The 26387-nt window shown below is 73.0% G+C and carries 19 protein-coding genes and 2 pseudogenes; 13 read left to right on the forward strand and 8 right to left on the reverse strand.

Annotation, left to right across the window (positions count from 1 at the left end; translation table 11 throughout):
• Positions 1 to 114: 114 nt before the first annotated feature.
• Both E1265_RS03685 and mgrA read right to left on the reverse strand, forming a co-directional pair.
• Positions 115 to 1092: a Gfo/Idh/MocA family oxidoreductase gene (locus tag E1265_RS03685; RefSeq protein ID WP_132928744.1), complete on the reverse strand. Its 978-nt coding sequence runs from the start codon at positions 1090 to 1092 to the stop codon at positions 115 to 117.
• Between the two features lie 214 nt (positions 1093 to 1306).
• A complete protein-coding gene (gene mgrA, locus E1265_RS03690) occupies positions 1307 to 2302 on the reverse strand; it encodes an L-glyceraldehyde 3-phosphate reductase (RefSeq protein WP_279571399.1) in 996 nt (331 codons plus the stop codon).
• 190 nt (positions 2303 to 2492) lie between these two features.
• Between mgrA and fdh the strand changes: the two genes are divergently transcribed.
• The 11 genes from fdh to E1265_RS03740 all read left to right on the forward strand — a co-directional run bounded on the left by fdh (position 2493) and on the right by E1265_RS03740 (position 16231).
• Positions 2493 to 5747, forward strand: a complete 3255-nt coding sequence (gene fdh / locus E1265_RS03695) for a formate dehydrogenase (RefSeq protein WP_132928746.1) — start codon at positions 2493 to 2495, stop codon at positions 5745 to 5747.
• Between the two features lie 3 nt (positions 5748 to 5750).
• Entirely contained in the window at positions 5751 to 6698 is a 948-nt protein-coding gene (locus E1265_RS03700) for a 4Fe-4S dicluster domain-containing protein (protein WP_132928747.1), read from the forward strand.
• A 29-nt stretch (positions 6699 to 6727) separates the two neighbouring features.
• Positions 6728 to 6877 carry a hypothetical protein gene (locus E1265_RS36805; RefSeq protein ID WP_165953636.1) on the forward strand — a complete coding sequence of 50 codons (150 nt, stop codon included), beginning with the start codon at positions 6728 to 6730 and terminating at the stop codon, positions 6875 to 6877.
• Complete coding sequence (gene nrfD, locus E1265_RS03705; protein WP_132928748.1) at positions 6874 to 7803, forward strand: NrfD/PsrC family molybdoenzyme membrane anchor subunit; 930 nt, start codon at positions 6874 to 6876, stop codon at positions 7801 to 7803. The genes E1265_RS36805 and nrfD overlap by 4 nt, the downstream gene beginning before the upstream one ends.
• 48 nt (positions 7804 to 7851) lie before the next feature.
• A complete protein-coding gene (locus tag E1265_RS03710) occupies positions 7852 to 8994 on the forward strand; it encodes a glutathione-independent formaldehyde dehydrogenase (protein ID WP_132928749.1) in 1143 nt (380 codons plus the stop codon).
• Between the two features lie 21 nt (positions 8995 to 9015).
• On the forward strand, positions 9016 to 9516 hold the full coding sequence (locus tag E1265_RS03715; RefSeq protein ID WP_132928750.1) for a DUF5709 domain-containing protein: 501 nt from the start codon (positions 9016 to 9018) through the stop codon (positions 9514 to 9516).
• A gap of 146 nt (positions 9517 to 9662) precedes the next feature.
• Positions 9663 to 10721 (forward strand): cation diffusion facilitator family transporter, encoded by a 1059-nt coding sequence (locus E1265_RS03720; protein WP_243740511.1) that lies wholly within the window; start codon positions 9663 to 9665, stop codon positions 10719 to 10721.
• Positions 10722 to 10909: 188 nt separating this feature from the next.
• On the forward strand, positions 10910 to 12352 hold the full coding sequence (locus E1265_RS03725) for an amino acid permease (protein WP_132928763.1): 1443 nt from the start codon (positions 10910 to 10912) through the stop codon (positions 12350 to 12352).
• A gap of 182 nt (positions 12353 to 12534) precedes the next feature.
• The gene (locus E1265_RS03730) at positions 12535 to 14139 is read left to right on the forward strand and encodes an amino acid adenylation domain-containing protein (protein WP_132928752.1); all 1605 of its coding nucleotides are present in this window, start codon (positions 12535 to 12537) and stop codon (positions 14137 to 14139) included.
• Entirely contained in the window at positions 14136 to 15431 is a 1296-nt protein-coding gene (locus E1265_RS03735) for a hypothetical protein (protein WP_243740512.1), read from the forward strand. Before E1265_RS03730 ends, E1265_RS03735 begins: the two co-directional genes overlap by 4 nt.
• Positions 15432 to 15457: 26 nt before the next feature.
• Positions 15458 to 16231 (forward strand): enoyl-CoA hydratase-related protein, encoded by a 774-nt coding sequence (locus E1265_RS03740; RefSeq protein WP_132928753.1) that lies wholly within the window; start codon positions 15458 to 15460, stop codon positions 16229 to 16231.
• Positions 16232 to 16273: 42 nt separating this feature from the next.
• Here E1265_RS03740 and E1265_RS03745 read toward each other — a convergent pair whose 3' ends face one another.
• Genes E1265_RS03745 through E1265_RS03760 form a run of 4 tightly spaced genes read right to left on the reverse strand, consistent with a single transcriptional unit; the run spans position 16274 to position 21542 of the window.
• Complete coding sequence (locus E1265_RS03745) at positions 16274 to 17134, reverse strand: carbohydrate ABC transporter permease (RefSeq protein WP_132928754.1); 861 nt, start codon at positions 17132 to 17134, stop codon at positions 16274 to 16276.
• On the reverse strand, positions 17131 to 18042 hold the full coding sequence (locus E1265_RS03750; RefSeq protein ID WP_132928755.1) for a sugar ABC transporter permease: 912 nt from the start codon (positions 18040 to 18042) through the stop codon (positions 17131 to 17133). Before E1265_RS03750 ends, E1265_RS03745 begins: the two co-directional genes overlap by 4 nt.
• Positions 18042 to 19481 carry an extracellular solute-binding protein gene (locus E1265_RS03755; RefSeq protein ID WP_132928756.1) on the reverse strand — a complete coding sequence of 480 codons (1440 nt, stop codon included), beginning with the start codon at positions 19479 to 19481 and terminating at the stop codon, positions 18042 to 18044. Before E1265_RS03755 ends, E1265_RS03750 begins: the two co-directional genes overlap by 1 nt.
• A gap of 39 nt (positions 19482 to 19520) precedes the next feature.
• Positions 19521 to 21542, reverse strand: coding sequence for a beta-L-arabinofuranosidase domain-containing protein (locus E1265_RS03760; RefSeq protein WP_132928757.1), 2022 nt, complete (start codon positions 21540 to 21542; stop codon positions 19521 to 19523).
• 260 nt (positions 21543 to 21802) lie between these two features.
• Between E1265_RS03760 and E1265_RS03765 the strand changes: the two genes are divergently transcribed.
• Positions 21803 to 22855 carry a LacI family DNA-binding transcriptional regulator gene (locus E1265_RS03765; protein ID WP_132928758.1) on the forward strand — a complete coding sequence of 351 codons (1053 nt, stop codon included), beginning with the start codon at positions 21803 to 21805 and terminating at the stop codon, positions 22853 to 22855.
• Between the two features lie 827 nt (positions 22856 to 23682).
• Here the strand turns inward: E1265_RS03765 and E1265_RS03775 are convergent.
• Both E1265_RS03775 and E1265_RS03780 read right to left on the reverse strand, forming a co-directional pair.
• Positions 23683 to 25044 (reverse strand): annotated as a pseudogene (locus tag E1265_RS03775) (alkaline phosphatase D family protein); the annotation flags it as partial.
• A gap of 318 nt (positions 25045 to 25362) precedes the next feature.
• Positions 25363 to 25613, reverse strand: a pseudogene (locus E1265_RS03780) (SDR family oxidoreductase); the annotation flags it as partial.
• A gap of 151 nt (positions 25614 to 25764) precedes the next feature.
• On the opposite strand from E1265_RS03780, the gene E1265_RS03785 reads away from it, so the two are divergent.
• Positions 25765 to 26220 carry an NUDIX domain-containing protein gene (locus E1265_RS03785; protein ID WP_132928760.1) on the forward strand — a complete coding sequence of 152 codons (456 nt, stop codon included), beginning with the start codon at positions 25765 to 25767 and terminating at the stop codon, positions 26218 to 26220.
• The last annotated feature ends 167 nt before the right edge of the window (positions 26221 to 26387 follow it).

Genomic DNA, 26387 nt, shown 5'->3' on the forward strand with positions numbered 1-26387 from the left:
CCCTGCCCGCAGACCACCGCGCACGGTGCTCAGTTCGGTGCGCCGCCTGTGCACGGTGCTCCGGTCGTGCCCAGGCGTGGCCGGACCGCGGCCGGTCCTGGGCGGAAGCCGCCCTCACGTCACGGCCGGGTCCGGTTCCGCGATGTCGACGGGGAGGCCGCCCGCAAGGGAGCGGGTCGCGGCGATGGTGATCGCCGCGGCGTCGAGGCCGGCCGCCACGTCGGGGGCGCGGGGCGCCGGGGGGTCGGTCTCGTGAGGGCGGAACAGCGCGTGGAAGAGCCGGGCGTCGGCGTCGGTCGAGGGTCCGGGGATCGGCAGGTCCCTGGCCTTCCGCTCGCCGCGCCGTCGGAGGGTCAGCCGGTCGTCGCCCGTCAGCTCGGCGGTGCCCTCGGTGCCGTCGATCACCACCCGACGGCGTTCGCCCTCGGGGAGGCGGGTGTAGCGGAGCGTGGCGCCGCCCCGGTAGGTGACGGCCACGGTGAGCGGGAGGTCGTCGCCCGCGGTGGCCGACACCCGGGCCGGGACGTCGTCGAGCCACCAGTTGACGAGGTCGAAGTGGTGGGAGGCCTGGCCGAGCAGCGGGTCACGGCCCGAGGGCCAGTCGGCGCGCACGGCGGTGACCTCGCCGAGGCGGCCGGCGGCGATCAGTTCGCGGAGGGCCGCGTGGGCCGGCGCGTGACGCTGGTCGAAGGCGACCACGACGTCGCCGCCGCTCGCCTGGAGCGCGGCGGCGATGGCCCGGGTGCCGGCGGGGTCCATGGCCAGCGGGGGTTCCACGATCACGTCGGCGCCGGCGAGCAGCGCGCGGCAGGTCAGGTCGGCGTGGGTGGCGTCGGGGGTGGTGAGGATGACGCGGTCGATCTTCTGCTCGCCGATCATGCGCTCGAGGCCGCCGGCGCCATACCGCACGGGGGATCTGCCGTCCACGGCCAGCGCGCGGATGTAGTCCTCGAAACGGTCCAGGTGGAGGGAGACGGCGTCCAGCAGCGCGACGAGCTCGGCCGTCTCGCGGTGCTCGCGGAGCAGGGCCCGCACATAGGCGCGCGCCCGGTCGCCGGTGCCGATCAACGCGTACCGGGTCCTCCTCGTCACTGTGCGCCCCCTGGTCGGTGTGGTCGAACGGGTCGAGCTGGCCGTGTGCCGTTGGTCACGGTGCGGACGGCTGTCACCACTCTAGGCAACTTCGATAGCTTAGTGAAGTAACTCTGGGGGAAAATATGCGACGTTGACGGAGCGCGGCCCGCTCCGCCGTGCAGCTGGTGGCGATTTGTCCGCTTGGCACCGGCCGCGCGGCGGGGCAGGCTTGCTACTCGGCCAGCGTCGCCTCGATCGCGGCCAGCTCCTCCTCGCTGAAGTCGAGGTTCCGCACGGCCGCCACGTTGTCCTCCAACTGGGCCACGCTGCTCGCCCCGACCAGCGCCGAGGTGACCCTGCCGCCCCGCAGCACCCACGCGATGGCCAGCTGGGCGAGGCTCTGGCCGCGCTCGGCGGCGAGGTCGTTGAGCTTCCTGACCCTGGCCAGGTATTCAGGGGTGATGCCAGCGCGGGAGAGGAAGGGGCTGTCGCCCGCGGCGCGCGAGCCCTCGGGGACGCCGGTCAGGTAGCGGTCGGTCAGCAGGCCCTGGGCCAGCGGCGAGAACACGATGGAGCCGGCGCCGACCTCGTCGAGCGCGTCCAGCAGGCCGTCGTCCTCCACCCAGCGGTTGAGCATCGAGTAGGAGGGCTGGTGGATCAGCAGCGGGGTGCCGAGCTCGCGCAGGATGCGGGCGGCCTCCCGGGTCTGGGCCGCCGAGTAGTTGGAGATCCCGACGTACAACGCCTTACCCTGTCGGACCGCGGCGTCCAGCGCGCCCATGGTCTCCTCGAGCGGGGTGTCGGGGTCGGGCCGGTGCGAGTAGAAGACGTCGACGTACTCGAGGCCCAGCCGCCCCAGGCTCTGGTCGAGGCTGGCCAGCAGGTTCTTGCGGGAGCCCCATTCGCCGTAGGGCCCGGACCACATGTGGTAGCCGGCCTTGCTCGAGACGATGATCTCGTCCCGGTAGCGACGCAGGTCGGAGGCGAATATCCGGCCGAAGTTGCGCTCGGCGGCGCCGGGCGGCGGCCCGTAGTTGTTGGCCAGGTCGAAGTGGGTGACCCCGAGGTCGAACGCGCGCCGCAGGATGGCGCGTTGCGTCTCCAGTGGGTTGCCGTCCCCGAAGTTGTGCCACAGACCGAGGGAGACGGCGGGCAGCCGCAGCCCCGACCTGCCGCTTCGCCGATAGGGCATGTCCTCGTAGCGGGCCTCGACGGCGACGTAGGTCACGGGAGCTCCAGTCGATGTGCGATCGAATCGCGGCATCCTGTCATACGCCGTGTCAGCAACACAACCGGTTACGGGACCCTCGCGACACCCACGTCTCGATGGCGCAATCGGGTGGATATCCGGCATAAGTCGGTAAATATACCCGGAACGGGAAACTGACCCTGAGACACCCGAAGGGAAGGGGCCAGAGATGGGCACGCGGCGCTGGATCCAGGAGTGGCCGGTGTACCGGCAGCTGACCGGCGGTGATCCGCTCGGTCGCGGCGCCGCCGCGAAGTCCCGGGCGACCGAGCGGCTGCGGCCCCGCACCGCCACGGCCGACCGGGTGGTGTCGTCCGTCTGCCCCTACTGCGCGGTGGGCTGCGGCCAGCAGGTCTACGTCAAGGATGAGCAGGTCACGCAGATCGAGGGCGACCCCCACTCGCCGGTCAGCCGCGGCCGGCTCTGCCCCAAGGGCGCGGCCACCCTCCAGCTGGTCACCGGCGAGGCCCGCCGCCACCAGGTGCTCTACCGGCGCCCGCACGCCACCGACTGGGAGCCGCTTGACCTGGACACGGCCATGGACATGGTGGCCGACCGGGTGATCAGGACCCGCCGCGAGACCTGGCGCTGGGAGGAGAACGGCGACCGGGTGGCGCGCACCCTCGGCATCGCGAGCCTGGGCGGCGCGGTGCTCGACAACGAGGAGAACTACCTGATCAAGAAGCTCCTCACCGGCCTCGGCGTGGTGCAGATCGAGAACCAGGCCCGGGTCTGCCACAGCGCCACGGTCGCCGGCCTCGGCACCTCCTTCGGCCGGGGCGGCGCCACCACCTTCATGCAGGACCTGCAGAACTCCGACTGCGTGGTGATCCAGGGCTCCAACTTCGCCGAGTGCCACCCGGTCGGCTTCCAGTGGGTGATGGAGGCCAAGGCGCGCGGCGCCACCATCGTCCACGTGGACCCCAGGTTCACCAGGACCAGCGCCCTGGCCGACCTACACGTGCCCATCAGGGCCGGCAGCGACATCGCCTTCCTCGGCGGGCTGATCAACCACGTGCTCACCGAGGGCAAGGACTTCCGCGACTACGTGCTCGCGTACACCAACGCCGCCACGATCGTCGGCGAGGAGTTCCAGGACACCGAGGACCTGGCCGGCGTCTTCTCGGGGCTCGACGAGGAGCGCCGGCACTACGACCCCACCAGCTGGCGCTACGCGGGCGACACGGTGCGGGCACCGGCCGGCAGCCAGCAGGCGCAGCCGGGCGACGCCTCGGAGCTGGCCGCGCAGCAGCGGGCCGGCGGCGCCGAGTCGCACGGCTCCGGCGGCGCCCGCGTGCATCCGCACGTCGAGCGGGACGAGACGCTGACCGACCCGCGCTGCGTCTACCAGATCCTCAAGCGGCACTACGCCCGCTACACCCCGGAGATGGTCGAGCGGGTCTGCGGCGTGGACCGCGCCACCTTCGCCCGGGTCTGCGACGCGCTCACCACCAACTCGGGCCCGGAGCGCACCAGCGCCTTCGCCTACGCGGTCGGCTGGACCCAACACTCGGTCGGCGCCCAGTACATCAGGGCCGCCTGCGTGCTCCAGCTGCTGCTCGGCAACATCGGGCGCCCCGGCGGCGGCATCCAGGCGCTGCGCGGCCACGCCAGCATCCAGGGGTCGAGCGACATCCCGACCCTGTTCAACCTGTTGCCCGGCTACATCCCGATGCCGCAGGGGCACCTCCACCCCGACCTCGACTCGTTCGTGGACACGGTGCGCACCCGCAAGGGCTTCTGGGCCGAGGCGCGGGCGTACGTGGTGAGCCTGCTGAAGTCCTACTACGGCGCGGCCGCCACCGCGGAGAACGACTACTGCTTCGACCACCTGCCGCGGATCACCGGCTCGCACAGCACCTACGACACGGTGCTCGCGCAGCTGGACGGCGTCTGCAAGGGCTACTTCCTGCTGGGCGAGAACCCGGCGGTCGGCTCGGCCAACACCCGGTTGCAGCGGCTCGGCATGGCGAAGCTCGACTGGCTGGTGGTCAGGGACTTCTCGCTGATCGAGTCGGCGACCTGGTGGCGGGACGGCCCCGAGATCGAGAACGGCGAGCTGCGCACCGAGGACGTGGCCACCGAGGTGTTCTTCTTCCCGGCGGCCGCGCACACCGAGAAGTCCGGCTCGTTCACCAACACCAACCGCTGGCTGCAGTGGCACCACAGGGCGGTCGAGCCGCCGGGCGACGCGCGCAGCGACCTGTGGTTCGCCTACCACCTGGGGCGACGGATCAGGGAGAAGCTGGCCGGCTCCACCGACCCGGCCGACCGCCTCTTCCTCGACCTGGCCTGGGACTACCCGACCGAGGGGCCGACCCAGGAACCGATCGCCGACGCGGTGCTCGCCGAGATCAACGGGCGGGGCCCGGACGGCGCCCCGCTGTCCTCGTACACCGAGCTGCGAGACGACGGCTCGACCAGCTGCGGCTGCTGGATCTACTGCGGGGTCTACGCGGACGGTGTCAACCAGGCGGCGCGGCGCCGTCCTGGCGACGAGCAGGACTGGGTGGCGGCCGAGTGGGCCTGGGCCTGGCCGGCCAACCGCCGCGTGCTGTACAACCGCGCGTCGGCCGCGCCTGACGGCCGGCCGTGGAGCGAGCGCAAGGCGTACGTGTGGTGGGACCCGGCGGCCGGCCGGTGGACCGGGCACGACGTGCCCGACTTCCCCGCGACCCTGGCCCCGGACCACGTGCCGCCGGACGACGCCACGGGCGTGGCGGCGCTGCGCGGCGACGACGCGTTCGTCATGCAGGGCGACGGCAAGGGCTGGCTGTTCGCCCCGGCCGGGCTCGCCGACGGGCCGCTGCCGACGCACTACGAGCCGCAGGACTCGCCGTTCGCCAACCCGCTGCACCCCGAGCACGACCGCTCGCCGGTGCGGCTGACGTTCGCCCGCGAGGGCAACGAGTACCACCCGACGCCCGGCGAACCCGGCGCGGCGGTCTTCCCCTACGTGGTGACCACCTACCGGCTGACCGAGCACTTCACCGCCGGCGGGATGACCCGCTGGTCGCCCTACCTGGTGGAGCTGCAGCCGGAGATGTTCTGCGAGGTCTCCCCCGAGCTGGCGGCCGAGCGCGGCCTCGCCCACGGCGGCTGGGCCACCGTGGTCACCGCGCGCGGCGCGATCGAGGCCCGGGTGCACGTCACTCCCAGGATGGGCCCGCTGCGCGCGGACGGCGGGACGATCCACCAGATCGGGCTGCCCTACCACTGGGGGACAAACGGGCTCAGCCGGGGCGACGCCGCCAACGAGCTGACCTCGATCGTGCTCGACCCCAACGTCCACATCCAGGAGGTGAAGGCGCTGACCGCGGACATCCGCCCCGGCCGGCGCCCGCGCGGCCCCGAGCTGCGCGCCCTGCTCGACGACTACCGGCGGCGCGCCCGCGTCTCCCCGCGAACCGGACTGGAGGTCTGACCCATGACGACGGCCGAACGCGAGGGGCGGTGGCGCCGGCTGCTGTCCGGTCCCGAGCCCGAGGTGGCCGCGGACGCCGGGCACGCCGAGGCGCCGCCGCGCGTCGGGTTCTTCACCGACACGTCGGTCTGCATCGGCTGCAAGGCGTGCGAGGTGGCGTGCAAGGAGTGGAACGCCGTCCCGGCGGACGGCGGGCCGCTGACCGGGATGAGCTACGACAACACCGGCGGGCTCGGCGCCTCGACCTGGCGGCACGTGGCGTTCATCGAGCAGACCAGGCCGCTCGGCGGCCAGCGGTCCGGGGTCGAGCATCCGGACCTCGACGTGCTGGCGCTGGCCGCCCAGGGGCCCGACGGCGGCGACGCCGACGGCGGGCTTCGCTGGCTGATGGCCTCCGACGTGTGCAAGCACTGCACGCACGCCGCCTGCCTCGACGTGTGCCCCACCGGATCGCTGTTCCGCACCGAGTTCGGCACGGTGGTGGTGCAGGAGGACGTCTGCAACGGCTGCGGCTACTGCGTGCCGGCCTGCCCCTACGGAGTGATCGAGCAGCGGGAGGGCGACGGTCGGGCCTGGAAGTGCACCCTCTGCTACGACCGGCTCGGCGCCGGGCAGGAGCCGGCCTGCGCCAAGGCCTGCCCCACCGACTCCATCCAGTTCGGCCCGCTGGACGAGCTGCGGGAGCGGGCGGCGGCCAGAGTGGCGCGGCTGCGGGAGACCGGGGTGCCGGACGCCAGGCTCTACGGGGCCGACCCGGCGGACGGGGTGGGCGGCGCCGGCGCGTTCTTCCTGCTGCTCGACGAGCCGGAGGTGTACGGCCTGCCGCCGGATCCGGTGGTGACCACGAGGGACTTGCCGGTGATGTGGCGGCACGCGGGGACGGCGGCGCTGGCCCTGCTCGGCGGCCTGGCGGCGGCCTTCGCGGGCCGCCGCCGGGCGGCGCGGCCCTGAGGGTTGAAGGACAGGAGACGGAGGACGGCATGAGTGAGGCGGAAGTCAGGCGCGACGGTCTCGCCGGGGTGCGCCCCGGGCGGGAGGCGCTGTTCGCGTCGGATGCCGTCGGCCGCGCGGCGCCGCGGCGGGCGCCGCGCGGCCGACGCCCGCCGAGTCCTACTACGGCCGGCCGGTGATCAAGGCGCCGGCCTGGGAGCCAAGGGACATCGCCGGCTATCTGTTCCTCGGCGGGCTCGCCGGCGCCGGCTCGGTGCTGGCGGCGGGGGCCCAGCTGACCGGCAGGACGGCGACCGCGCGGGCGATGAAGCTGAGCTCGCTCGGCGCGGTCTCGCTGTCGGTGGTGGCGCTGGTCAACGACCTGGGCAGGCCGGAGCGGTTCGTCAACATGCTGCGGGTGCTCAAGCCGACCTCGCCGATGAGCGTCGGCTCCTGGCTGTTGGCGGGCTACGGCCCGCTGGCCGGCGCGGCCGCCCTGAGCGAGCTGACCGGCCGGGCGCCCCGTGCCGGTCGGGCCGCGACCGCGGGCGCCGCCTGCCTCGGCCCGGCGGTGGCGGCCTACACCGGGGTGCTGATCGCGGACACGGCGGTGCCGGCCTGGCACACGGCCCACCGCGAGCTGCCGTACGTGTTCGTCGGCTCGGCCGCGGCCGCCGCGGCCGGGATGGCGCTGATCGCAGGACCGCGCGCCGAGAACCGGCCCGCCAGGCGGGCCGCCGTGCTGGGCACGGTGACCGATCTCGCGGTGCTGCGGACCGTCCGGCGCCGGGCCGGCGTGGTGGCCGAGACCTACGAGGGCGGCACGGCCGGTCGGCTGCTCGACGCGGCGCGGCGGCTCGGCGTGGCGGGCGCGGCGGCCGGCTGGCTGTTCGGCGGCCGGAGCAGGACCGTGGCGGCGGTGTCCGGGGCCGCGCTGCTGGCGGCCTCGGCGTGCACCAGGCTCGGGATCTTCCACGCCGGCCTGGCCTCGGCCCGTGACCCCCGGTACACGGTGCTGCCGCAGCGTGCGCGGATGGCTGCCAGGACCGGCCTGGCCGAGCAGGCGGCCGGGGTGCGGCGGGCGGCCGGCGACGGTGAGGTCGCCGGGCCGAACCCCGGCGCATAAAATAGAACAAAGTACTTATATCGAACCCCACGCCCGGGGAGGTAGCTGATGAAGGCGGTCGTTTACCACGAGCCCTACTCGGTGTCCGTCGACGAGGTGGCGGACGCGCGGGTGGAGGCCACGACCGATGTGGTCATCCGCATCACCACGAGCGCGATCTGCGGCTCCGACCTGCACATGTACGAGGGCAGAACGGGCGCGGAGTCGGGCATCGTCTTCGGCCACGAGAACATGGGGATCGTCGAGGAGGTCGGCTCGGGCGTGGCCACCGTCAAGAAGGGCGACCGCGTGGTCCTGCCCTTCAACGTGGCGTGCGGGTTCTGCAAGAACTGTTTGGCCGGGAGAACCGGCTTCTGTCTGACCGTCAACCAGGGCTTCGCCGGCGGCGCCTACGGCTACGTCTCGATGGGGCCCTACCGGGGCGGCCAGGCCGAGTACCTGCGGGTACCGTTCGCGGACTTCAACTGCCTCCAGCTGCCCAAGGGCAACGAGCACGAGGACGACTTCGCGCTGCTCGCCGACATCTTCCCCACCGGCTACCACGCCACCGAGCTGGCCGATGTCCAACCCGGCGACTCGGTCTGCGTTTTCGGCGCCGGCCCCGTCGGACTGATGGCCGCGTACTCGGCGCTGCTGCGCGGCGCCTCGCGGGTGTTCGTCGTGGACCGGCAGCAGGACCGACTGCGGCTCGCCGAGCAGATCGGCGCCACGCCGATCGACTACTCGCGCGGCGACGCGGCCGAGCAGATCAAGGAGCACACCGGCGGCGAGGGCACCGACAAGGGCATCGACGCGGTGGGCTACCAGGCCACGGTGCGCGAGGGCGAGGAGCAGCCGGCGATGGTGCTCAACACCTTGGTCGAGGCCGTCAGGCCGACCGGGATGCTGGGGGTGGTTGGGCTCTACGTGCCCGCCGACCCCGGCGGCCCGAATGAGAGCGCCAAGCACGGCGAGTTGCTGTTCGCGATGGGCCACTTCTTCGAGAAGGGTCTGCGGATGGGCACCGGGCAGGCGAACGTCAAGGCGTACAACCGGCAGCTGCGGGACCTGATCATCGCCGGTCGGGCGACCCCGAGTTTCGTGGTCTCCCACCGGCTGCCGCTCGATCAGGCGCCGCTGGCGTACGACCGGTTCGACAAGCGGGTGGACGGCTGGACCAAGGTCCTGCTGAAGCCGGACCTGCACGGCTGACCCGCCCCGGGAGGAGGCGAAATGTCGAGCACGCCGGAGGACGAAATGGGCGACGAGGTCTACCAGCCGCCGCGAGCCGACGACGACCAGGACGACAACCCCGTCGACGTCGACCTGGACAACGCGCTCGACGAGCCGCAGCAGGACGAGACGCTGGACCAGGGGTACTCGCCACCGGAACGGCCGTTCGCGGCGAGCCGGTACGGCACGACGGCCAGGGAGCAGCACGACCGCGAGTCGCTCGACCAGCGGCTCAACGAGGAGCTGCCCGAGGTCGCGGAGCCCGAGGGCGACGGCATCGGCGACCAGCCGGGGATGGCCGGCGAGCCGGTGGACGACGAGGTCGGCGACGCGCGCGCGGGGCGTCTCGTCAAGGTGGACGAGCGCTACCCGCTGCGTGGCGGCGACGGCCCCTCGGCCCAGGACATGGGCATCGACGGCGGCGCCGCCTCGGCGGAGGAGGCGGCGGTCCACGTCATCGCGGAGCTCGGCCCCGAGCAGTCGCCGGAGGAGGGCGACTAGGTCGTCCCGTCCGGTCGGCGAGGCGCTCGCGGCTGCGAACGATGCGCAGCTAATAGATGCATGCGTGCGCTCATATGCACATAATGGGAGGGGCACGCCCGGTGTCCACCTCCGCCGAGCAGGGCGGCGCGTCGAAAGGGCTCGCTGTGAGCGCATCGCACACCCATGACCACGCACATGACCACGACCACGAGCACGGCGGTGGGCGGCTGACCCGGCTGTGGCACGAGCTGACCCACCTGGTCACCCCGCACTCCCACGAGTCCGCCGACAAGGTCGACCACGCGCTCGAGTCCTCGACCCGCGGCATGCGCGCACTGTGGATCTCACTGGTCGTACTCGGCGTCACCGCCGTCTTCCAGGTCGTCATCGTCGTCATCTCCGGCTCGGTCGCGCTGCTCGGGGACACCATCCACAACTTCGCCGACGCGCTGACCGCCGTGCCGCTTGGCATCGCCTTCCTCCTGGGCCGCCGCGCCGTCACCCGCCGCTTCACGTACGGCTACGGCCGCGCCGAGGACCTGGCCGGCATCGTCATCGTGCTGACGATCACCGCCTCGGCCGCGCTCGCCGCCTGGACCGCGATCGACCGACTGATCGACCCGCGGGACATGGACCACGTCCCCGCGGTGGCGGCGGCCGCCGTGGTGGGCTTCGTCGGCAACGAGTGGGTGGCCCGCTACCGCATCCGGATCGGCCGGGAGATCGGCTCGGCCGCGCTCGTCGCCGACGGGCTGCACGCCCGCACCGACGGCTTCACCTCGCTCGCCGTGCTCCTGAGCGCCGGCGGGGCCGCGATCGGCTGGCAGCTCGCTGACCCGATCGTGGGCCTGCTGATCACCGCGGCCATCCTGCTGGTCCTGCGCGACGCCGCCCGCGAGGTGTTCCGCCGGATCATGGACGCCGTCGACCCCGAACTCGTCGACGCCGCCGAGACCGCGCTGCACGAGGTGCCGGGCGTCGTCGAGATCGGTGAACTCCGGATGCGCTGGATCGGCCACCGGCTGCGGGCCGAGGTCGCCATCGTGGTGGACGGCCAGCTCAGTGTCCGCGAGGCGCACCGGGTGGCCGTGGCGGCGGAGCACGCCCTGCTGCACGCGGTCCCCCGACTCACGGCCACCCTGGTGCACGCCGACCCCACGCCGACGCCCGGCGTCCCCGACCCGCACGCGGAACTGGCACACCACGCGGAGGCACGCCGCTGAGGGCGGGGGAGCCGCCGGGTGGTCGGCCCGGGCCCCGCAGGGGGGCGCGGGCCGACCAACGCCGGCGAGCGACGCATCACCGCACCGGAGAAAACTCGACAATCAGTATCCTTTCCGTCATGACCCCACAATTCCGGCACGCGGGGTACGGCGCGCAGGCCGGGAGCCGACCCGGAGAGACGCCGCCCATGACGACACACGAGTACACGCCCACCACCGGGGGCTCGCCGGCCACGCTGGAGGAGGGCTACCACCGCGGCCTCGGGAGCCGCCAGGTGCAGATGATCGCCATCGGCGGCGCCATCGGCGTCGGTCTCTTCATGGGTGCCGGGGCCAACATCGCCAAGGCGGGGCCCAGCCTCGTCCTGATGTACGCGCTGGCCGGCTGCGTGGTCTTCGTGATCATGCGGGCGCTCGGCGAGCTGTTGCTCTACCGGCCGGTCTCCGGCAGCTTCGCCGAGTACGCCAGGGAGTTCCTCGGCCCGTTCTTCGGCTACGCCACCGGCTGGACGTACTGGCTGCTGTGGGTGGTCACCGGCATGGCCGAGCTGACGGCCGCCGCCATCTACGTCCACTACTGGTTCCCCGAGATCCCCCAGTGGGTGAGCGCGCTGGTCTTCCTGGTGCTGCTCTTCGGGGCCAACCTGCTCTCGGTGCGCCTCTTCGGCGAGATCGAGTTCTGGTTCTCGATGGTCAAGGTCACCGCGATCATCGGCATGATCGTCGTCGGCCTCGGGGTGCTCACGTTCGGCTTCTCGCAGGCCGGCGAGACGGCCACGGTCTCCAACCTCTGGTCGCACGACGGCTTCTTCCCCAACGGCATCGGCTCCAGCCTGATGACCCTGCAGGGCGTGATGTTCGCCTATATCGCGATCGAGCTGGTGGGCGTCACGGCGGGCGAGAGCGCCGACCCGCGGCGCTCGCTGCCCCGGGCGATCAACACGTTGCCCTGGCGGATCGCGCTGTTCTACGTGGGCTCCCTCACGGTCATCCTGGCCGTGGTCAGGTGGACCGAGTTCGACGCCGGGATCAGCCCCTTCGTCGCCGCGTTCGCCGCGATCGGGCTGCCCTTCGGCGCCGCCCTGGTCAACTTCGTGGTCCTCACCGCGGCCCTCTCCTCCTGCAACTCCGGCATGTACTCGACCGGGCGGATGCTGCGCGACCTGGCCGCCAACGGCGAGGCCCCGTCCCGCTTCGGCCGGCTCAACGGGCGCCAGTCGCCGGCGTTCGGGATCACCGTCTCGGTCGCGCTGATGGGCATCGGCGTGGTGCTGAACTACCTGGTGCCGGAGAAGGCCTTCGGCTATGTCACCTCCGTGGCCACCGCCTGCGGCCTGTGGACCTGGTCGATGATCCTGGTCAGCCACCTGCGCTACCGGCGCGGCGTGCTCGCCGGCCGGCTGCCCGTCTCGTCGTTCCCCGCCCCCGGCGGCGCGGTGGCGAGCGTGGTGGCGCTGCTCGCGCTGCTGCTGGTGGGCGTGTTGATGGGCGTCGACAAGGACGCCAGGATCTCGCTCTACGTGGGCGCCGCCTGGGCGGGCTGCCTGCTGCTCGGCTGGGGTGTCATGCGGCGCGACCCACGCCTGCCGACCGCCGGCGACCCACCTCAGGCAGAACTGGCCGCAAGGTAGGGGAAGTTGGGACCGCGGATCGCGTTGTTCCAATTTTGACGAAAGTCTGAGACCGTTCAGAGCGAGCCATGAGGCTACCCATGGGGCTGGGTGGATCTGTGTGATCTACGGCGGAGGAAAGCCATTCCCGCCGGTGCGTTTCGGGTTGTGACACGTTGTGACACCAGGAAGGCATTCCCACCATGGACCATCGACAGGTGCCCGAGATCCGGGCCTTATCGCACGCTCTGCGCCGTCTTGACGGCCACGACCGCCGGCTCTTCCGGGCCTTCGGTCAGGGCCCGCTGCGGCCCGTGCCCCACACGCACATCCACCACGCCTTCGAGGAACAGGCGGCGCTGCGGCCCCTGGCCATCGCGGCCGAACACGAGGGCGCGACCATCAGCTACGGGGAGCTCAACCGCCAGGCCGACCGGCTCGCCGCCCTGCTCGCCGGGCACGGCGTGGGCCCCGGCGACCGGGTCTGTCTCTTTCTGCGCCGCTCCGTCCCGATGCTGGTCGGGCTGCTCGCCACGCTGAAGGCTGGCGCCGCCTACGCGCCGCAGGACGTCGGGACCACCCCGGCCGCCCAACTCGCCCACGTGCGGCGGGCCACCGGGGCCCGGGTGGTGTTGACCGAGTCGCGGTACCGCGAGCTCGTGCCCGCCGACGGCGACGACCACACGGTCGTCGCCGTCGACCACGTGATGGCCGACGTCGTCTGCCGGGACCTCCCGCCACGACCGGCCGCCGACCCCGACGCCGGCTGCTACGTGCTCTTCACCTCGGGGACCACCGGCCGGCCCAACGGCGTGACCGTCACCCACCGCAACGTCTGCAACCTGCTGCTCACCCAGCCGGGCGACCTCGGCATCCGGCCGGGTGACCGGGTGGCGCAGATCCTCAACATCGCCTTCGACATGGCCGCCTGGGAGATCCTGGGGGCGCTCAGCCACGGCGCCACCCTGGTCATCAGGGGCCGGGAGATCGCCCGCGCCGTCCGGGACTGCCACGTGGTCATCGCCACCCCCACCATCCTCAGCGCCCTCGACCCCGACCGGTGCCGGCGGGTCAGGACCGTGGCGGTGGCCGGCGAGCCCTGCCCCCTGGCGCTCGCCGACCGGTGGGCGCGGACCTGCGCCTTCTACAACGGCTGCGGGCCGACCGAGACCACCATCGTCAACACGATGCAGCTGCACCGGCCCTCGGCCGCCCGGCTCACCATCGGCCGGCCGACCCCGAACAACACCGTGTACGTCCTGGACGAACGGCGCCGCCCCTGCCCGATCGGCGAGATCGGCGAGATGTGGGCCGGCGGCGACGGGATATCCGCCGGCTACCTGGACAACCCCGAGCTCACCGCCGAGCGCTACGCCCCCGACCCCTTCCTCGGCGCCGGGCGGCTGATGTTCCGCACCCGGGACCTGGGCCGCTGGACGTCCGACGGCGAGCTCGAACACCTGGGTAGGACCGACGACCAGGTCAAGGTCCGCGGCTTCCGGGTGGAGCTCGACTCGGTCTCCGCCGTGCTCGAGTCGATGCCGGGATGCGCCAGGGCCGCCACGGTCAGGCTGGACGACCGCACCCTGGTCTCCTTCGTCTCCCCCGGCGGGCTCTCCCCCGCCGCGGCCCGCCGCGCCGTGGCGGCGGCCCTTCCCTACTACTGCGTGCCGGAGGCCGTGTACGCGCTCGAAGCGCTCCCGCGGACCAGCCGGGGCAAGATCGACAAGACCGCGCTGCTGCGGCTCGCGGCGCACCTCGCCGATCCGGCCGCCCACCCCGCCGAGCTGCACGGGGCAGCGTCGTGACGGCCCCGGTGCGCGACGCCGCGGTCGTGACGCTGCCGCCGCTCATCCCCTGGCCGCGGCGGATACTCAAACACCCCCGGCTGATGCACTACAACCGGCTGGTCGCGCTGGTCTGGGCGGTCAACCTGGCGGCGCTCGGCCTCGGGCTCGCGGACGGCGACGGCCTCTCGGCCCGTTCGCTCTCCTACGCGGCGCTGGCCAACCTCACGCTCGGCGTGGTGGTGCGCCAGCAGTACGTCATCAACGCGCTGTTCAGGATCGCCACCAGCGCCCCGGTGACCTGGCCGCTCAGGATCCGCTGGACGCTGGCGAAGGTCTACCACTTCGGCGGGCTGCACGTCGGCGGCGCCACGGCCGGCACCGCCTGGTTCCTCGCCCTGCTGCCGGTCCTGGTGATCGACGGGGCGCCGGCGGCCACCGTGGCGGTGTCGATCGCGCTCAGCGCGCTGCTCGTGCTGCTGGTGGCCACCGCGCTGCCGCCGTTCCGCTCCCGCCACCACGACCGCTTCGAACTGATCCACCGCTTCGGCGGCTGGGGCGTGCTGCTGCTGTTCTGGGCACAGACCGCGCTGGTCCTGCGGGAGCGCGGCGGATCGCCGCTCGCGGCGCCGGAACTCTGGGCGCTGGCGCTGGTCACGGCGAGCGTGGCGCTGCCCTGGCTGCGGCTGCGCCGGGTGCCGGTGGCGATCGAGCGGCCCTCGAACCACGTGGTGCTGGCCCGCTTCGACCACGGCGTGACGCCGTTCGCCGGCTCGTCGACGACGATCAGCCGCCGCCCACTGTTCGAGTGGCACTCGTTCGCCAACGTGCCGTCGCCCGGCCGCAGCGGTTTCCGGCTGACCATCTCCCGGGCCGGTGACTGGACCGGCTCCTTCATCGACGACCGGCCCGACCGCGTCTGGGTGAAGGGCATCACCACGGCCGGGGTCGCCAACATCGAGACGCTGTTCACCCGGGTCGTCTACGTGGCCACCGGCAGCGGCATCGGGCCCTGCCTGCCGCACCTGCTGGCCCGCGAGGTGCCGTCGCTGCTCGTCTGGGCCACCCGCACCCCCCGGCTGACCTACGGCGACGCGCTGGTGGACGAGATCCTGGCCGTCCAGCCGGAGGCCCGCGTCTGGGACACCACCGAGCGCGGCAAGCCCGACATGGTGGCCCTGGCCTACGCCGCCTACCGCGACTTCGGCGCCGAGGCGGTCATCTGCATCTCCAACAAGAGCCTCACCTGGCGCGTCGTGCACGGCCTGGAGCGACGCGGCATCCCGGCCTACGGCGCGATCTGGGACTCCTGACCCGCACCCCCACGGAGGTAACCCTCATGCACCTCAACCACCTGAAGGTGGAACGGGACGAGCGCGTCGTCACCGTCCGCCTGCACCGCCCCGCCGTGCTCAACGCGCTCAACAGCGAGCTGATGAACGAACTCACCACCCTGCTCACCTCGTTGGACGACGACCCGGACGTCGGCTGCTTCCTGGTCACCGGCTCGGAACGCGCCTTCGCGGCCGGCGCCGACATCCGGGAGATGGCCGAGCGCACCGCGCCCGAGATGGCCGCCGACGACTACTTCGCCGGCTGGGAACGGCTCGGCGCGCTGCGGACCCCGAAGGTGGCGGCCGTCGCCGGCTACGCGCTGGGCGGCGGCTGTGAGCTGGCCATGCTGTGCGACACGGTGATCGCCGCCGACACGGCGGTGTTCGGGCAGCCGGAGATCAGGCTCGGCGTGATCCCCGGCATCGGCGGCACCCAGCGGCTCACCCGCCTGGTCGGCAAGGCCAAGGCGATGGACCTCATCCTCACCGGCCGCACCATGGACGCCGTGGAGGCCGAACGCTCGGGTCTCGTCGCCCGGGTGGTGCCGGCCGACCGGCTCCAGGCCGAGGCGTTCGAGATGGCCCGCACCATCGCCGCCCACAGCCGGCCGGCGGTGCGGGCGGCCCGCGAGGCCGTCGACCGGGCGCTGGAGCTCGGGCTCGCCGAGGGCGTCCGCTACGAACGCCGGGTGTTCCACGCGCTGTTCGCCACCGAGGACCAGAAGGAGGGGATGCGGGCGTTCCTGCAGAAGCGCCCGCCCGAGTTCACCGGCCGCTGAGCGGCCCGCCGGCCGGGCGCCGAGGGGCGCCCGGCCGGCGGCTCAGCCCTTGAGCCCGGTGAGCGTGATGCCCTCCAGGATCTGCCGCTGGGCCAGGAAGAACATCGCGATGACGGGGGCGATGACCACCGTTGAGGCGGCCATCAGATAGCCCCACTGCGCGGTGTAGACGCCCTGGAAGGCGGCCAGGCCGAGGGCGAGGGTGTAGCGGTTGCTGTCGGCCAGGTAGATCAGCGGGTTGAGGAAGTCGTTCCACACCCCGATGAAGGTGAACACGCCGACCACGATCAGCACCGGCTTGGACAGCGGCAGCACGATCCGCCAGAAGACGGTCAGCGGTCGTGCCCCGTCCATGTAGGCGGCGTCGTCCAGCTCGCGCGGGATGGAGAGGAAGAACTGCCGCATCAGGAAGATCGAACCGATCTGGCCGGCGCCGAGCCAGGCGGGCAGGGTGAGCGGCACATAGGTGTTGACCAGGCCGAGTTGCTGCCAGCCGATGAAGGTCGGCACCAGGGTCACCGTGTAGGGCAGCATGAGGCCGCTGAGCAGCACGGCGAACACCACGTTCCGGCCGCGCCAGCGCAGCCGCGCGAAGGTGAACGCCGACAGCGCGCCGACCAGCAGCACCCCGGGCACCACCACGGCCTCGATGGTGAGGGTGTTGAGGAAGTAGCGGCCGAAGGGGCGGGCCGTGAGGGCGCCGGTGAAGTTACCCCAGGCGAAGGGGTCTGGCAGCCACTCGGGCGGGGCGGTGAAGATCTGCCCGTCCTCCATCAGCGCGCTGCGCACCAGCCAGACGAAGGGGAAGAGGGTCACCAGGGCCCCGCCACACAGTACGGCGTACAGCAGGGCGCGGGCCGCCGGCCGGCGCCGCCGGCGCGTCGACACGGTCGTCGTGGTCATCGGCCGTCTCCCGTCTCGTAGTAGACCCAGCGGCGGGCCGAGCGGAACACCAGCGAGGTGGCCACCACCACCAGCAGGAACAGCACCCAGGCGAGGGCGCTCGCGTAGCCGAGGCGGCCCTCGGTGAAGGCGGTGCGGTAGAGGTAGAAGTTGTAGAAGAGGGTGGCGTTGTCCGGGCCGCCGGAGGTCATCACATAGGCCTCGTTGAAGACCTGGAAGGTGGCGATCAGGCTCATCACGAGGTTGTAGAAGATGGTCGGGGTCATCATCGGCAGCGTGACGAAGCGGAACCTGGCCCAGGCGCCGCCGCCGTCAACCTCGATGGCCTCGTGGAGGTGGCGCGGCACGCCCTGGAGGCCGGCCAGGAAGATGACGGCCGCGTTGCCGAAGCCCCAGGCGGACATGATGGCCAGCGATGGCACGGCGGATGACGAATCGTAGATCCACTGTCCGGTGGGGAGCCCCGCGCCGCGCAGCAGCTGGTTGAGCAGGCCGAAGTCGGGGTTGTAGATCCAGGTCCACAGCACGGCGCTGGCGACGCTCGGCACCAGCACGGGCAGGTAGTACAGCACGCGGAACACGCCACGGCCACGGACGTCGCGGTTGAGGAGCAGCGCCACGACGAAGCCCACGGCCAGGCCGAGCGGCACGGCGAGCAGGGTGTAGTAGAGGGTGACGCGCAGCGACTTCCAGAAGAGGTCGTCGTCGCCGAACATCACCCGGTAGTTGTCGAGACCGACCCAGTTGGTCTTGCCGCCGATGGTCCAGTCGGTGAGGGAGACGACGAACGAGGCGAGCATCGGGCCGGCCGTGAACAGCAGGAAGCCGACGATCGCGGGGAGCGCCAGGGCCACGCCCCAGCGCTGTTCCATGCGGGCGAGCCCGCCCCTGGCGGTGGTCGCGGCCATCACGCCTCCCTCCGCACGTCCGGGTAGACCCCCTGGAGGTAGGGAGTGACGCGCTCGGTGACGGCGCGCAGGTGGCGGGCTATCTCGTCCCTGCCGCGCACGTGGCCGAGCCAGATCGGGTCGAGCGCGGGGTCGAGCCGGGAGAACACCTGGGCGCTCTCCCTGATCCGGTAGGTGGGCTCCTGCACGGCGTGGTTGAGGAGTGGCTCGACGACGCTGTCCACGAAGTTGGGCGGGTGGATGTCGGTGTCGCTCCACAGCGCGAGGAGGTCGGGGTCGGTGTAGTAGCGGCGTTGCAGCGGCATCCACAGGCCCTGGGCGTAGAGCGGGCAGAGCTCGGGGTCGGCCATCTGCAGGTAGAACTCGACGGCCTGCTCCTGGTGGCGGCCGCGCCGGAAGACGCCGGTGGCGCCCGAGGTGATGGTGGTCAGCGGCTCGTCGCCGAAGCGGGGCATGACGCCCACGCCGTAGGGGAAGTCGGCGGCGGATAGGTCGAGCAGGTTCCAGTAGCCGTCGATGGCCATGGCGACCCGGCCCGAGCGGAGCATCAGCGAGAGCCCCGAGTTGAAGGAGGCCAGCTCGGTGGGGCTCGGCGCGACCCGGTGCTCGTAGATCAGGTCGGAGACGGCGGTGAAGACCTCGACGGCGGCGGCCGAGTCGACCACGCAGCGAGTGCCTGCCTCGTCGAAGAGGTCCGCGCCGTTGCCGCGCAGCAGGGCGTAGAGCGGCACGGACGACCAGGTCGGCGCGAGGGTGCCGAACTGCCGCACCTGGTCCGGGTCGAAGCCGGGCTCGGTGGGACGGCGGCCCTCGTGGTCGAGGGTGAGGCGCTCGGCGGTGGCCACGAACTCGTCCCAGGTCCAGGCGTCCGGGGAGCGACTCGGTGGCGCCGGCAGGCCGGCGGCGTCGAACAGCTCGGTGTTGTACCAGATGCTCATGACCTCGATGGCCGTCTGGAAGACGGCTGCCTCATCGTTCCAGTAGTGCACGGCCTCCGGCAGGAAGTCGTCGAGCTGCGGGAAGCGGTCTCGGTGGTCGAGCATGTTGACCAGCAGCCCACCCTCCCCCAGGCGCATGGACATGCCCATCTGGAGGTAGGCGATGTCGGGCTCCTGGCGGGCGGCGATCAGGGTGTTCATCTTGGTCTGGTAGCTGAAGTGGCTGACCAGTTCCGGATCCACCTCGCGGCCACCTGGCTGGCGGGAGAAGTTCTCGCTGACGGCTCGGACGCCTGCCTCCTCCTGGATCGACCCCCAGAACATGAAGGTCAGCGTGTCGGAGCGGTCGGCCGGCAGAAAGCCGCAGGAGGCCAGCGGCGCGGCCAGGGCCGCGCCGCCCAGGCCGCGCAGGAGCGCGCGGCGGCTGGGCGGCCCGGCGGATGGACCGGTCTTCCGTGGTCGGGTGGTCGGGATCGTCGGCACGGGCACCTCGCGGGTCATGGGGCGTTGTCGGGCGGGCCGCCCGCGCCGCGCCGCCGGCTATCCGGCGGTGGGCAGGAAGACGCGCATGGCGCGGTTGTCGCGGTTGGCCCAGGCGTAGTAGGGGATGGCGGTGAGGGTGAGGGGATCGCCGGCCGGTGCCGGGGTGCCGGCAGTGGCGGAGCGGTAGGGCCACCAGGGCGCGGACGCGGTGGCGTCCGGGCGTGGGCGGCGGTGGGCGGTGGCGGTCACGACCGTGACGCCGCCGAGGAGTTCGGGTCGGTCGACGGTGGAGAGGCCGGCGGTGAGGTCGACGGCCAGGTCATCGAGGCCGCTGCCGTCCGGCAGCGCGGGCTGGTCGTGGGCCTCGACGCAGTAGACGAGGGGGCCACGCTCAATGGCGGCGCAGCCGCGGACGGCGTCCACCCGGGGATCGGCCAGGGTGAACCTGGGTGTCAGGTCGAGGTCGATTACGACGGTGTCGCCCTCGGCCCAGGGCCGGTCGAGGCGCAGCCAGCCGTCCGCGAACTCGGCGACGCCGTCGGCGGGTTCCGTGCCGTTCACGGTGATGGGCCAGGCGTCGGCCGACCAGTGCGGGACGCGCAAAGCCATGGTCCAGGGGGCCTCGCCCGTGGCGGTGACGGTGAGGGCGATCCGGCCGTGCCTGGGGTAGTCGGTCTCCACGCGCAGCGCGACCTGGCCGCCGGTCAGCGGGGCGGAAACGGTGCCCTCGGCGTACTGGTGGACCTGGAGCGCGGTGCCGTCGGCCGAGGCGGTGGCCAGGTAGTGGGGCAGCGAGGCGAGCAGCCGCATCAGGTTGGGCGGGCAGCAGGCGCAGCGGAACCAGGGCACCCGGCGAGGCTTGTCGCCCTCCTGGTCGGCGTGGCCGTCGCGGACGTGCAGCGGGTTGTCGTAGAGGTAGCGGTCGCCGGAGAGCGAGACGCCGCACAACACGCCGTTGTAGAGGGTGCGTTCGATCAGGTCGGAGTACTTGGCCTCGCCGGTGAGCAGCGCGAGCCGCCAGCTGAACTGCACGGAGGCGATGGCGGCGCAGGTCTCGCAGTAGGAGCGGTCGGCGGGCAGTTCGTAGGGCTGTCCGAACGCCTCGTCGGTGTGGTGCGCGCCGACGCCGCCGGTGATGTAGGTCTGCCGGGCGGCCATCTCGGCCCACAGCCGCTCGACGGCGGCCCGGAGTTCGGCGTCGCCGGTCTCGGTGGCCACGTCGGCGGCGCCGGCCAGCAGGTAGAGCTGGCGGACGGCGTGTCCGGTGACGGCGGCGGCCTCGCGCACCGGCACGTGGTCCTGGAAGTAGCCGGGGCGGTCGAACCCCTTGTCGCCGGTCAGGCCGAGGGCGCCGCCGTGCCGGTCGACGAAGTAGCCGGCCAGCTCGGCGTAGCGTGGTTCGCCGGTCTCCCGGGCGAGTTCGACCAGGGCGGTCTCGATCTCCGGGTGGCCGTCGACGCTGTCGTGCGGCCGGCCGGAACCCTCGGGGCCGAAGCTGTCGCCGATGTGGTCGGCGAACCGTACGGCGATGTCGAGGAGTTCACGCTCCCCGGTGACCCGGTGGTGGGCGACGGCGGCCTGGATGAGGTGGCCTGCGGTGTAGAGCTCGTGGCCCCACTTCAACTCGGTGAAGTGCGGCACCTCGGGCTTGGCCACCTGGTAGTAAGTGTTGAGGTAGCCGGAGTCCTCCTGGGCACCCGCCAGCAGCTCGGCGAACTCGCGGATGTGCTTGGTGAGTTCGTCCCGGCTTTCGGCGTCCGTCGCCGGGTCGCCGAGCTGCCAGGCGGCGGCCTCGAGCCACTTGTGGACGTCCGAGTCCTGGAAGGGGAAGGCGCCCTGGAAGCCCTCGGTGGCCCGCTCGGCGGCCAGCCGGAAGTTCTCCAGGTTGCCGGCCTCGGCGAGCCGCTCGGGCCCCTGCGGGATGCTGACCTCCGCGTTGACCCGGCGGCGTTCCGCCCAGAAGCCGGCGGTCACGGTGGCCCGCGCGGTGGCGTGCAGCGCGGCGTGCGCGGCCGGGCCCGGGCGTACCGGGCCCCCAGGGAGGGGTGCTGGGGTCTTGGCGGACTGGGCGGCTGTCATGCGTGACTCCGTTTACGGGGTGGGAACTGACGTCAGTGGAGCTTGCGGGTCGCGCCGAACGCCGGGTGCGGCGTTGGGAAACCCTTTTCCCGGCCGCTGACGCTAGGAGGCGGGGAGAGGACCGTCAAGACCTCGGACCGCGTCGTTTTCGACCACTCCTACCCCTGGTCCCATGGTCGCCGGCGTGGCATGATGACCGGCTCGGGGCGGCCGGGCCGCCTGAAGTCGAGTAGGGCCGAGAAGAGGCAAAGGGTTTCCCAATGACCGTGACGCCACGCGGAGAGGCCGGGGCAAGGGCCGTCACTATCAGCGACGTCGCCGCGCTCGCCGGGGTCTCGCCCGGCACCGCCTCCAAGGCGCTCAACGGGCGCGGCCGGCTGCGCCCCGAGACCAGGGAGCGGGTGCTCGACGCCGCCCGCAAGCTCGACTTCCGGCCCAACGCGATGGCGCAGAGCCTGCTGTCCGGGCGCAGCTTCACGGTCGGGCTGATCACCACGGACAGCGTGGGCCGGTTCAGCCTTCCGGTGCTCCTCGGCGCCGAGGACGCGCTCGGCGCCGGCCGGATGTCGGTGTTCCTGTGCGACACCCGGGGCGACCGGATCCGTGAACAGCACTATGTGCGCACCCTGTTGGAGCGCCGGATCGACGGCCTGATCGTCACCGGCCGCCGCACCGACCCGCGCCCGCCGCTCCTCCTGCCGTCCCCGGTGCCCGTGGTCTACGCGCTCGGTCCTTCGACCGACCCGGCGGACGTGTCGCTGGTCCCGGACGACGCGGGCGGCGCCCGGCTCGTCGTCGACCACCTGCTGGCCACGGGCCGGCGCCGCGTCGCCCATCTGACGGGCCCCGCCCACCACGCGGCGGCGGCCGTCAGGGCCGAGCACACGAGGCGCGCGCTGCGCGAGGCGGGGGCCGAGCTCTCGGGTGGCCGCGTCTACTTCGGCGAGTGGAGCGAGGCGTGGGGCCGGCAGGCGGCGCTGGTGGCGCTGCGCGCCGACCCCGAGGTGGACGCGCTGTTCTGCGGCAACGACCAAGTCGCCAGGGGCGCGGCGGACGCGCTGCGCGAGGCCGGGCGCCGGGTGCCGGCCGAGGTGGCGATCGCCGGCTACGACAACTGGGAGGTCATGGCCGAGGCATCCCGCCCCCCGCTCACCACCGTCGACATGAACCTCACCGAGCTGGGGCGGACGGCGGCGCTCCGCCTGATGGACGCCATCGACGGCCGCCCGGCCAGCGGCCTCGAGGAACTGCCCTGCCGGCTGGTCGTCCGCGAGTCCACGGGCGCCCCCACGTCGGACGGGCGGCCGCGATGAACCCCGAGGCGCCGCTGGCCCGCCTGCTCACCAGGCTCGCCGACCTGGTGGCGGCAGGGCTGCTGTGGACGGTGGCCAGCCTGCCGCTGGTGACCCTGCCGGCCGCCACGACCGGCCTGTGCGCGGTGGCCGACGGCTGGGCGCGCGGCGAGAGCCCGCCGGTGCTCCGCACCTTCTGGGAGGCGTTCCGGCACCGGCCGGCGCGCGGCCTCGCGGTGGGCGGCGCGCTGGCCGCGGGCGCGCTCGTCGCGGTGGTCGACGTCTCCTTCGCCCTCGGCGCGGACGGCGCGCCGCTGCGCACCGCGGTCCTCGCCACGGCCGCCGTCCCGGCCCTGGCCACCGCCCTGGCCGGCGCGTTCGCCTTCCCGCTGCTGGCCCGCACCGACGACGCGCCACGGCCGCTGCTGCGCAACGCCGTGCTGCTCGCGGCCGGCAACCCGCCGCTGACCGTGGCGGTCTGGGCGACGCTCGCCGTCGCCGCGGTGCTTTCCCTCATGGCGCCGCCGGCGCTCCCGCTGCTCGCCGCCCTCGCCGCGACCGCCACGGCCCGGCTGGCCCGGCGCGCCGTCGCGCGTGCCGAGCGGGCAGCGGCCGGCGCCCGCTCGGCGCGCCCGGCGCGGGCCTGAGACGGCCGCCCGGGGCTCAGGCCGGTTGCAGGCCCGCCCGACCGGCCTCCAGGGCGAAGCGGGCGCGGGTCTCCAGCGGAGCGCCGGGCGTGGTGACGTAGGGCACGACACGGTAGCTGGTGAGCCAGGTACGCCGGTCGACGTCGCAGCGTAGCCGCGCCGGTTGAGGGAGTACCGCAGGTGCGGGTTGGAGGGCAGCGTGCTGGTCGGCGCGTCGCCGCCGTTACGGCCCGAGGTGATCGAGGTGCACACGAAGTCGGCGGCGACCGGCCTGGCGTCCGGGTCCTCCAAGTCGAGGGTGAGGTCGTGCGCCATGTGCCAGTGCACGTCGCCGGAGAGCACCGCCACGTTGTCGATGTCCCGCTGGGCGATGAACTCCAGGATCCGCTGGCGGGCGGCCGGGTAGCCGTCCCAGGTGTCCATGTTGCGCCGCCGGATCGCGGGGTCGTTGTCCAACTCCCACTGGCCCATGGGCACCTGTTGCGGGATGGCCTTCCAGGTGGCGGTGGACCGGGCGAGCCGGTCGAGCAGCCAGCGCTCCTGTTCCGGGCCGAGCATCGTGCGGTCCGGGTCGTCCCACCCCTCGCACACCGGCTTGTTGAAGTCCCCGCACGCCTGGTCGTCCCGGTACTGGCGGGTGTCGAGCAGGAACAGGTCGGCGGTGCGGCCCCAGCGCAGGCCCCGGTACATCGCCGCGTCCGGGCCTGCTGGCACCTGGGCCCGGCGGACCGGCAGGTGCTCGTAGTACGCCTGGAAGGCGGCGGCGCGGCGGGCGGCGAAGTCGGGCGTGGGGTTGGGGCGGCCGGCCGGCTCCGTCATGTCGGCCCAGTTGTTGACGACCTCGTGGTCGTCCCAGGTGGGCAGAAACGGCAGCCGGGCGGAGGCGAGGCGCAGGTCCGGGTCGAGGCGGTAGGTGGCGTGCCGGTGCCGGTACTGCTCCAGCGTCATCGGCTCGAAGTCGCCCTGCGGGCGGATCACCCCGCCGGTGAACCAGGAGTCCGGGTCCTCGTAGATCCAGTCGCCGAGGAAGGCGACCAGGTCCACGTCCTCCTCGGCCAGGTGCCGGTAGGCGGTGTAGTGGCCGTCGACGTACGACTGGCAGCTGGCCGCGGCGAACCGCAGCGGGCGCGTCGCCCAGGGCTCGGGAGCGGTCCTGGTCCGGCCCACCGGGCTGATGTGGTTCCTGGCCCGGAATCGGAAGTGGTACCACCGGTCCGGGGCCAGGCCGCGCGGCTCCACGTGCACGCTGTGCGCCAGTTCGGGCCGCGCCCAGGCGGTGCCCCGGGCGGCGATCCGGCGGAACGCCTCGTCGTGCGCCATCTCCCACTCCACCGGCACCGCCCGGCTCGGCATGGAGCCCGGGTCGAGCGGGTCGGGCGCGAGCCGGGTCCACAGCACCACGCTGTCGGGCAGCGGGTCACCCGAGGCCACGCCGAGGGTGAACGGGTACCCGAAGGCGCCCGAGGTGCGGGCGGACGCGCCGGCCAGGCCAGGGACGGCCAGCAACGCCGACGCGCCGAGCGCCCCGCTAAGCAGCGCCCTCCTTGACGCCTGACTCCGCATCGCAGCCTCCCCGTTCACGGCCTTCGCGGCCCGCCGTTCCGTGGTCGCCGGGGAGACTAGCCCGCGCCCGCCCGACGCCGGGTGGCCCCGCGGTGAACACCGATCGGCCACCTCGACCGCCGTCTCCCTCCGGGAGTTCACCGCGCCGTGCTGTCGCCCCGGGGTCGGCCCCGGTCGGCTGCCGAAACGTGGCCGGCGTCAGCACGTCGCCGCCTCTCCCCCGACCGCCGTCCGTCACCTCCTCGGCCAGGAGGCGAACGGCATGGCGGTGCTCCTTCCGAAGGTGTGGTGGCGCGGGCGGCCGTCAGATGCCGCCGCGTTGGCGCGGATGACCTGGCCGTTGATCCAGTGGCCGGCCGGGGAGGCGAGGAAGGCGACGGCCCCGGCGATGTCGTCCGGGGTGCCGAGGCGTTCCAGCGGGGCCATGGCCGCGAGCCGGTCGATGGTCTGCTGGTCCTTGCCGTCGAGGAACAGGTCGGTGGCGGTGGCCCCGGGGGGCACGGCGTTGACGTTGACGTCCCGCCCCGCAGTTCGCGGGCGAGGACCGTGGTCATCCCCTCGACCGGGCCACCGTGGCACGGTCGATGCCGGGCGAGCCGCCGGCGAGGACGTCGACGCGGAGCCGGTCGGTGGTGAGCTCGGGCATTGCTCCCCGCTGGGGCGGGGTGGCTCCTGTGGCCCGGCCGCCCCGCCGCCGCGGGCTCAGGGGATGATGGGGCGATGAGTTTCCGGCTGGCGGCCTATGCCGTGTGCGTCGAGGAGGGGCGGGTGTTGCTCGCCCACCACCGGTCGACCCTGTGGACGCTTCCAGGCGGTGGGGTCGAGCACGCGGAGGATCCGTTCGACGCGGTGATCCGGGAGGTCGCCGAGGAGACCGGCTACGACGCGGTGGTCGAACGGCTGCTTGGCGTGGACTCACGCGTGATCCCCGCGGCCACCGCGCGGGCGGGCGTCGAGCACCAGAACGTCGGCGTCTTCTACCAGGTGCGCGTCACCGGCGGCCGACCGCGGCCCGAGGCGAACGGCGAGACGTCCGAGTCGGTTTGGACCCCCGTGGGGGAGGTCGCCGGCCTGCGCCGGGCGTCGCTTGTCGACATCGGTCTCGCGCTGGCCAGGACTCTTCCGCCCACCGGCCACGTCGCGCCCGTCCCGGTCGGCGGCCTGATCGAGCACTGAGGTTCGCGACGCCGGTGGTTGCGAGCGGGCGGGGTCTCCCGGCTGGGCGCGGGCTACGATGCGCCCGCTTTCCGAAACCGCGTGTGGTCGGGGGGACTTGACCGTGGAAGAGCAGACACTCGGTGGCCGTTACCGGCTCGTGCGGCCGCTCGGGCAGGGCGGGATGG

The organism is Streptomyces sp. 8K308 (genome assembly GCF_004348315.1).
GTDB lineage: Bacteria > Actinomycetota > Actinomycetes > Streptomycetales > Streptomycetaceae > Streptomyces.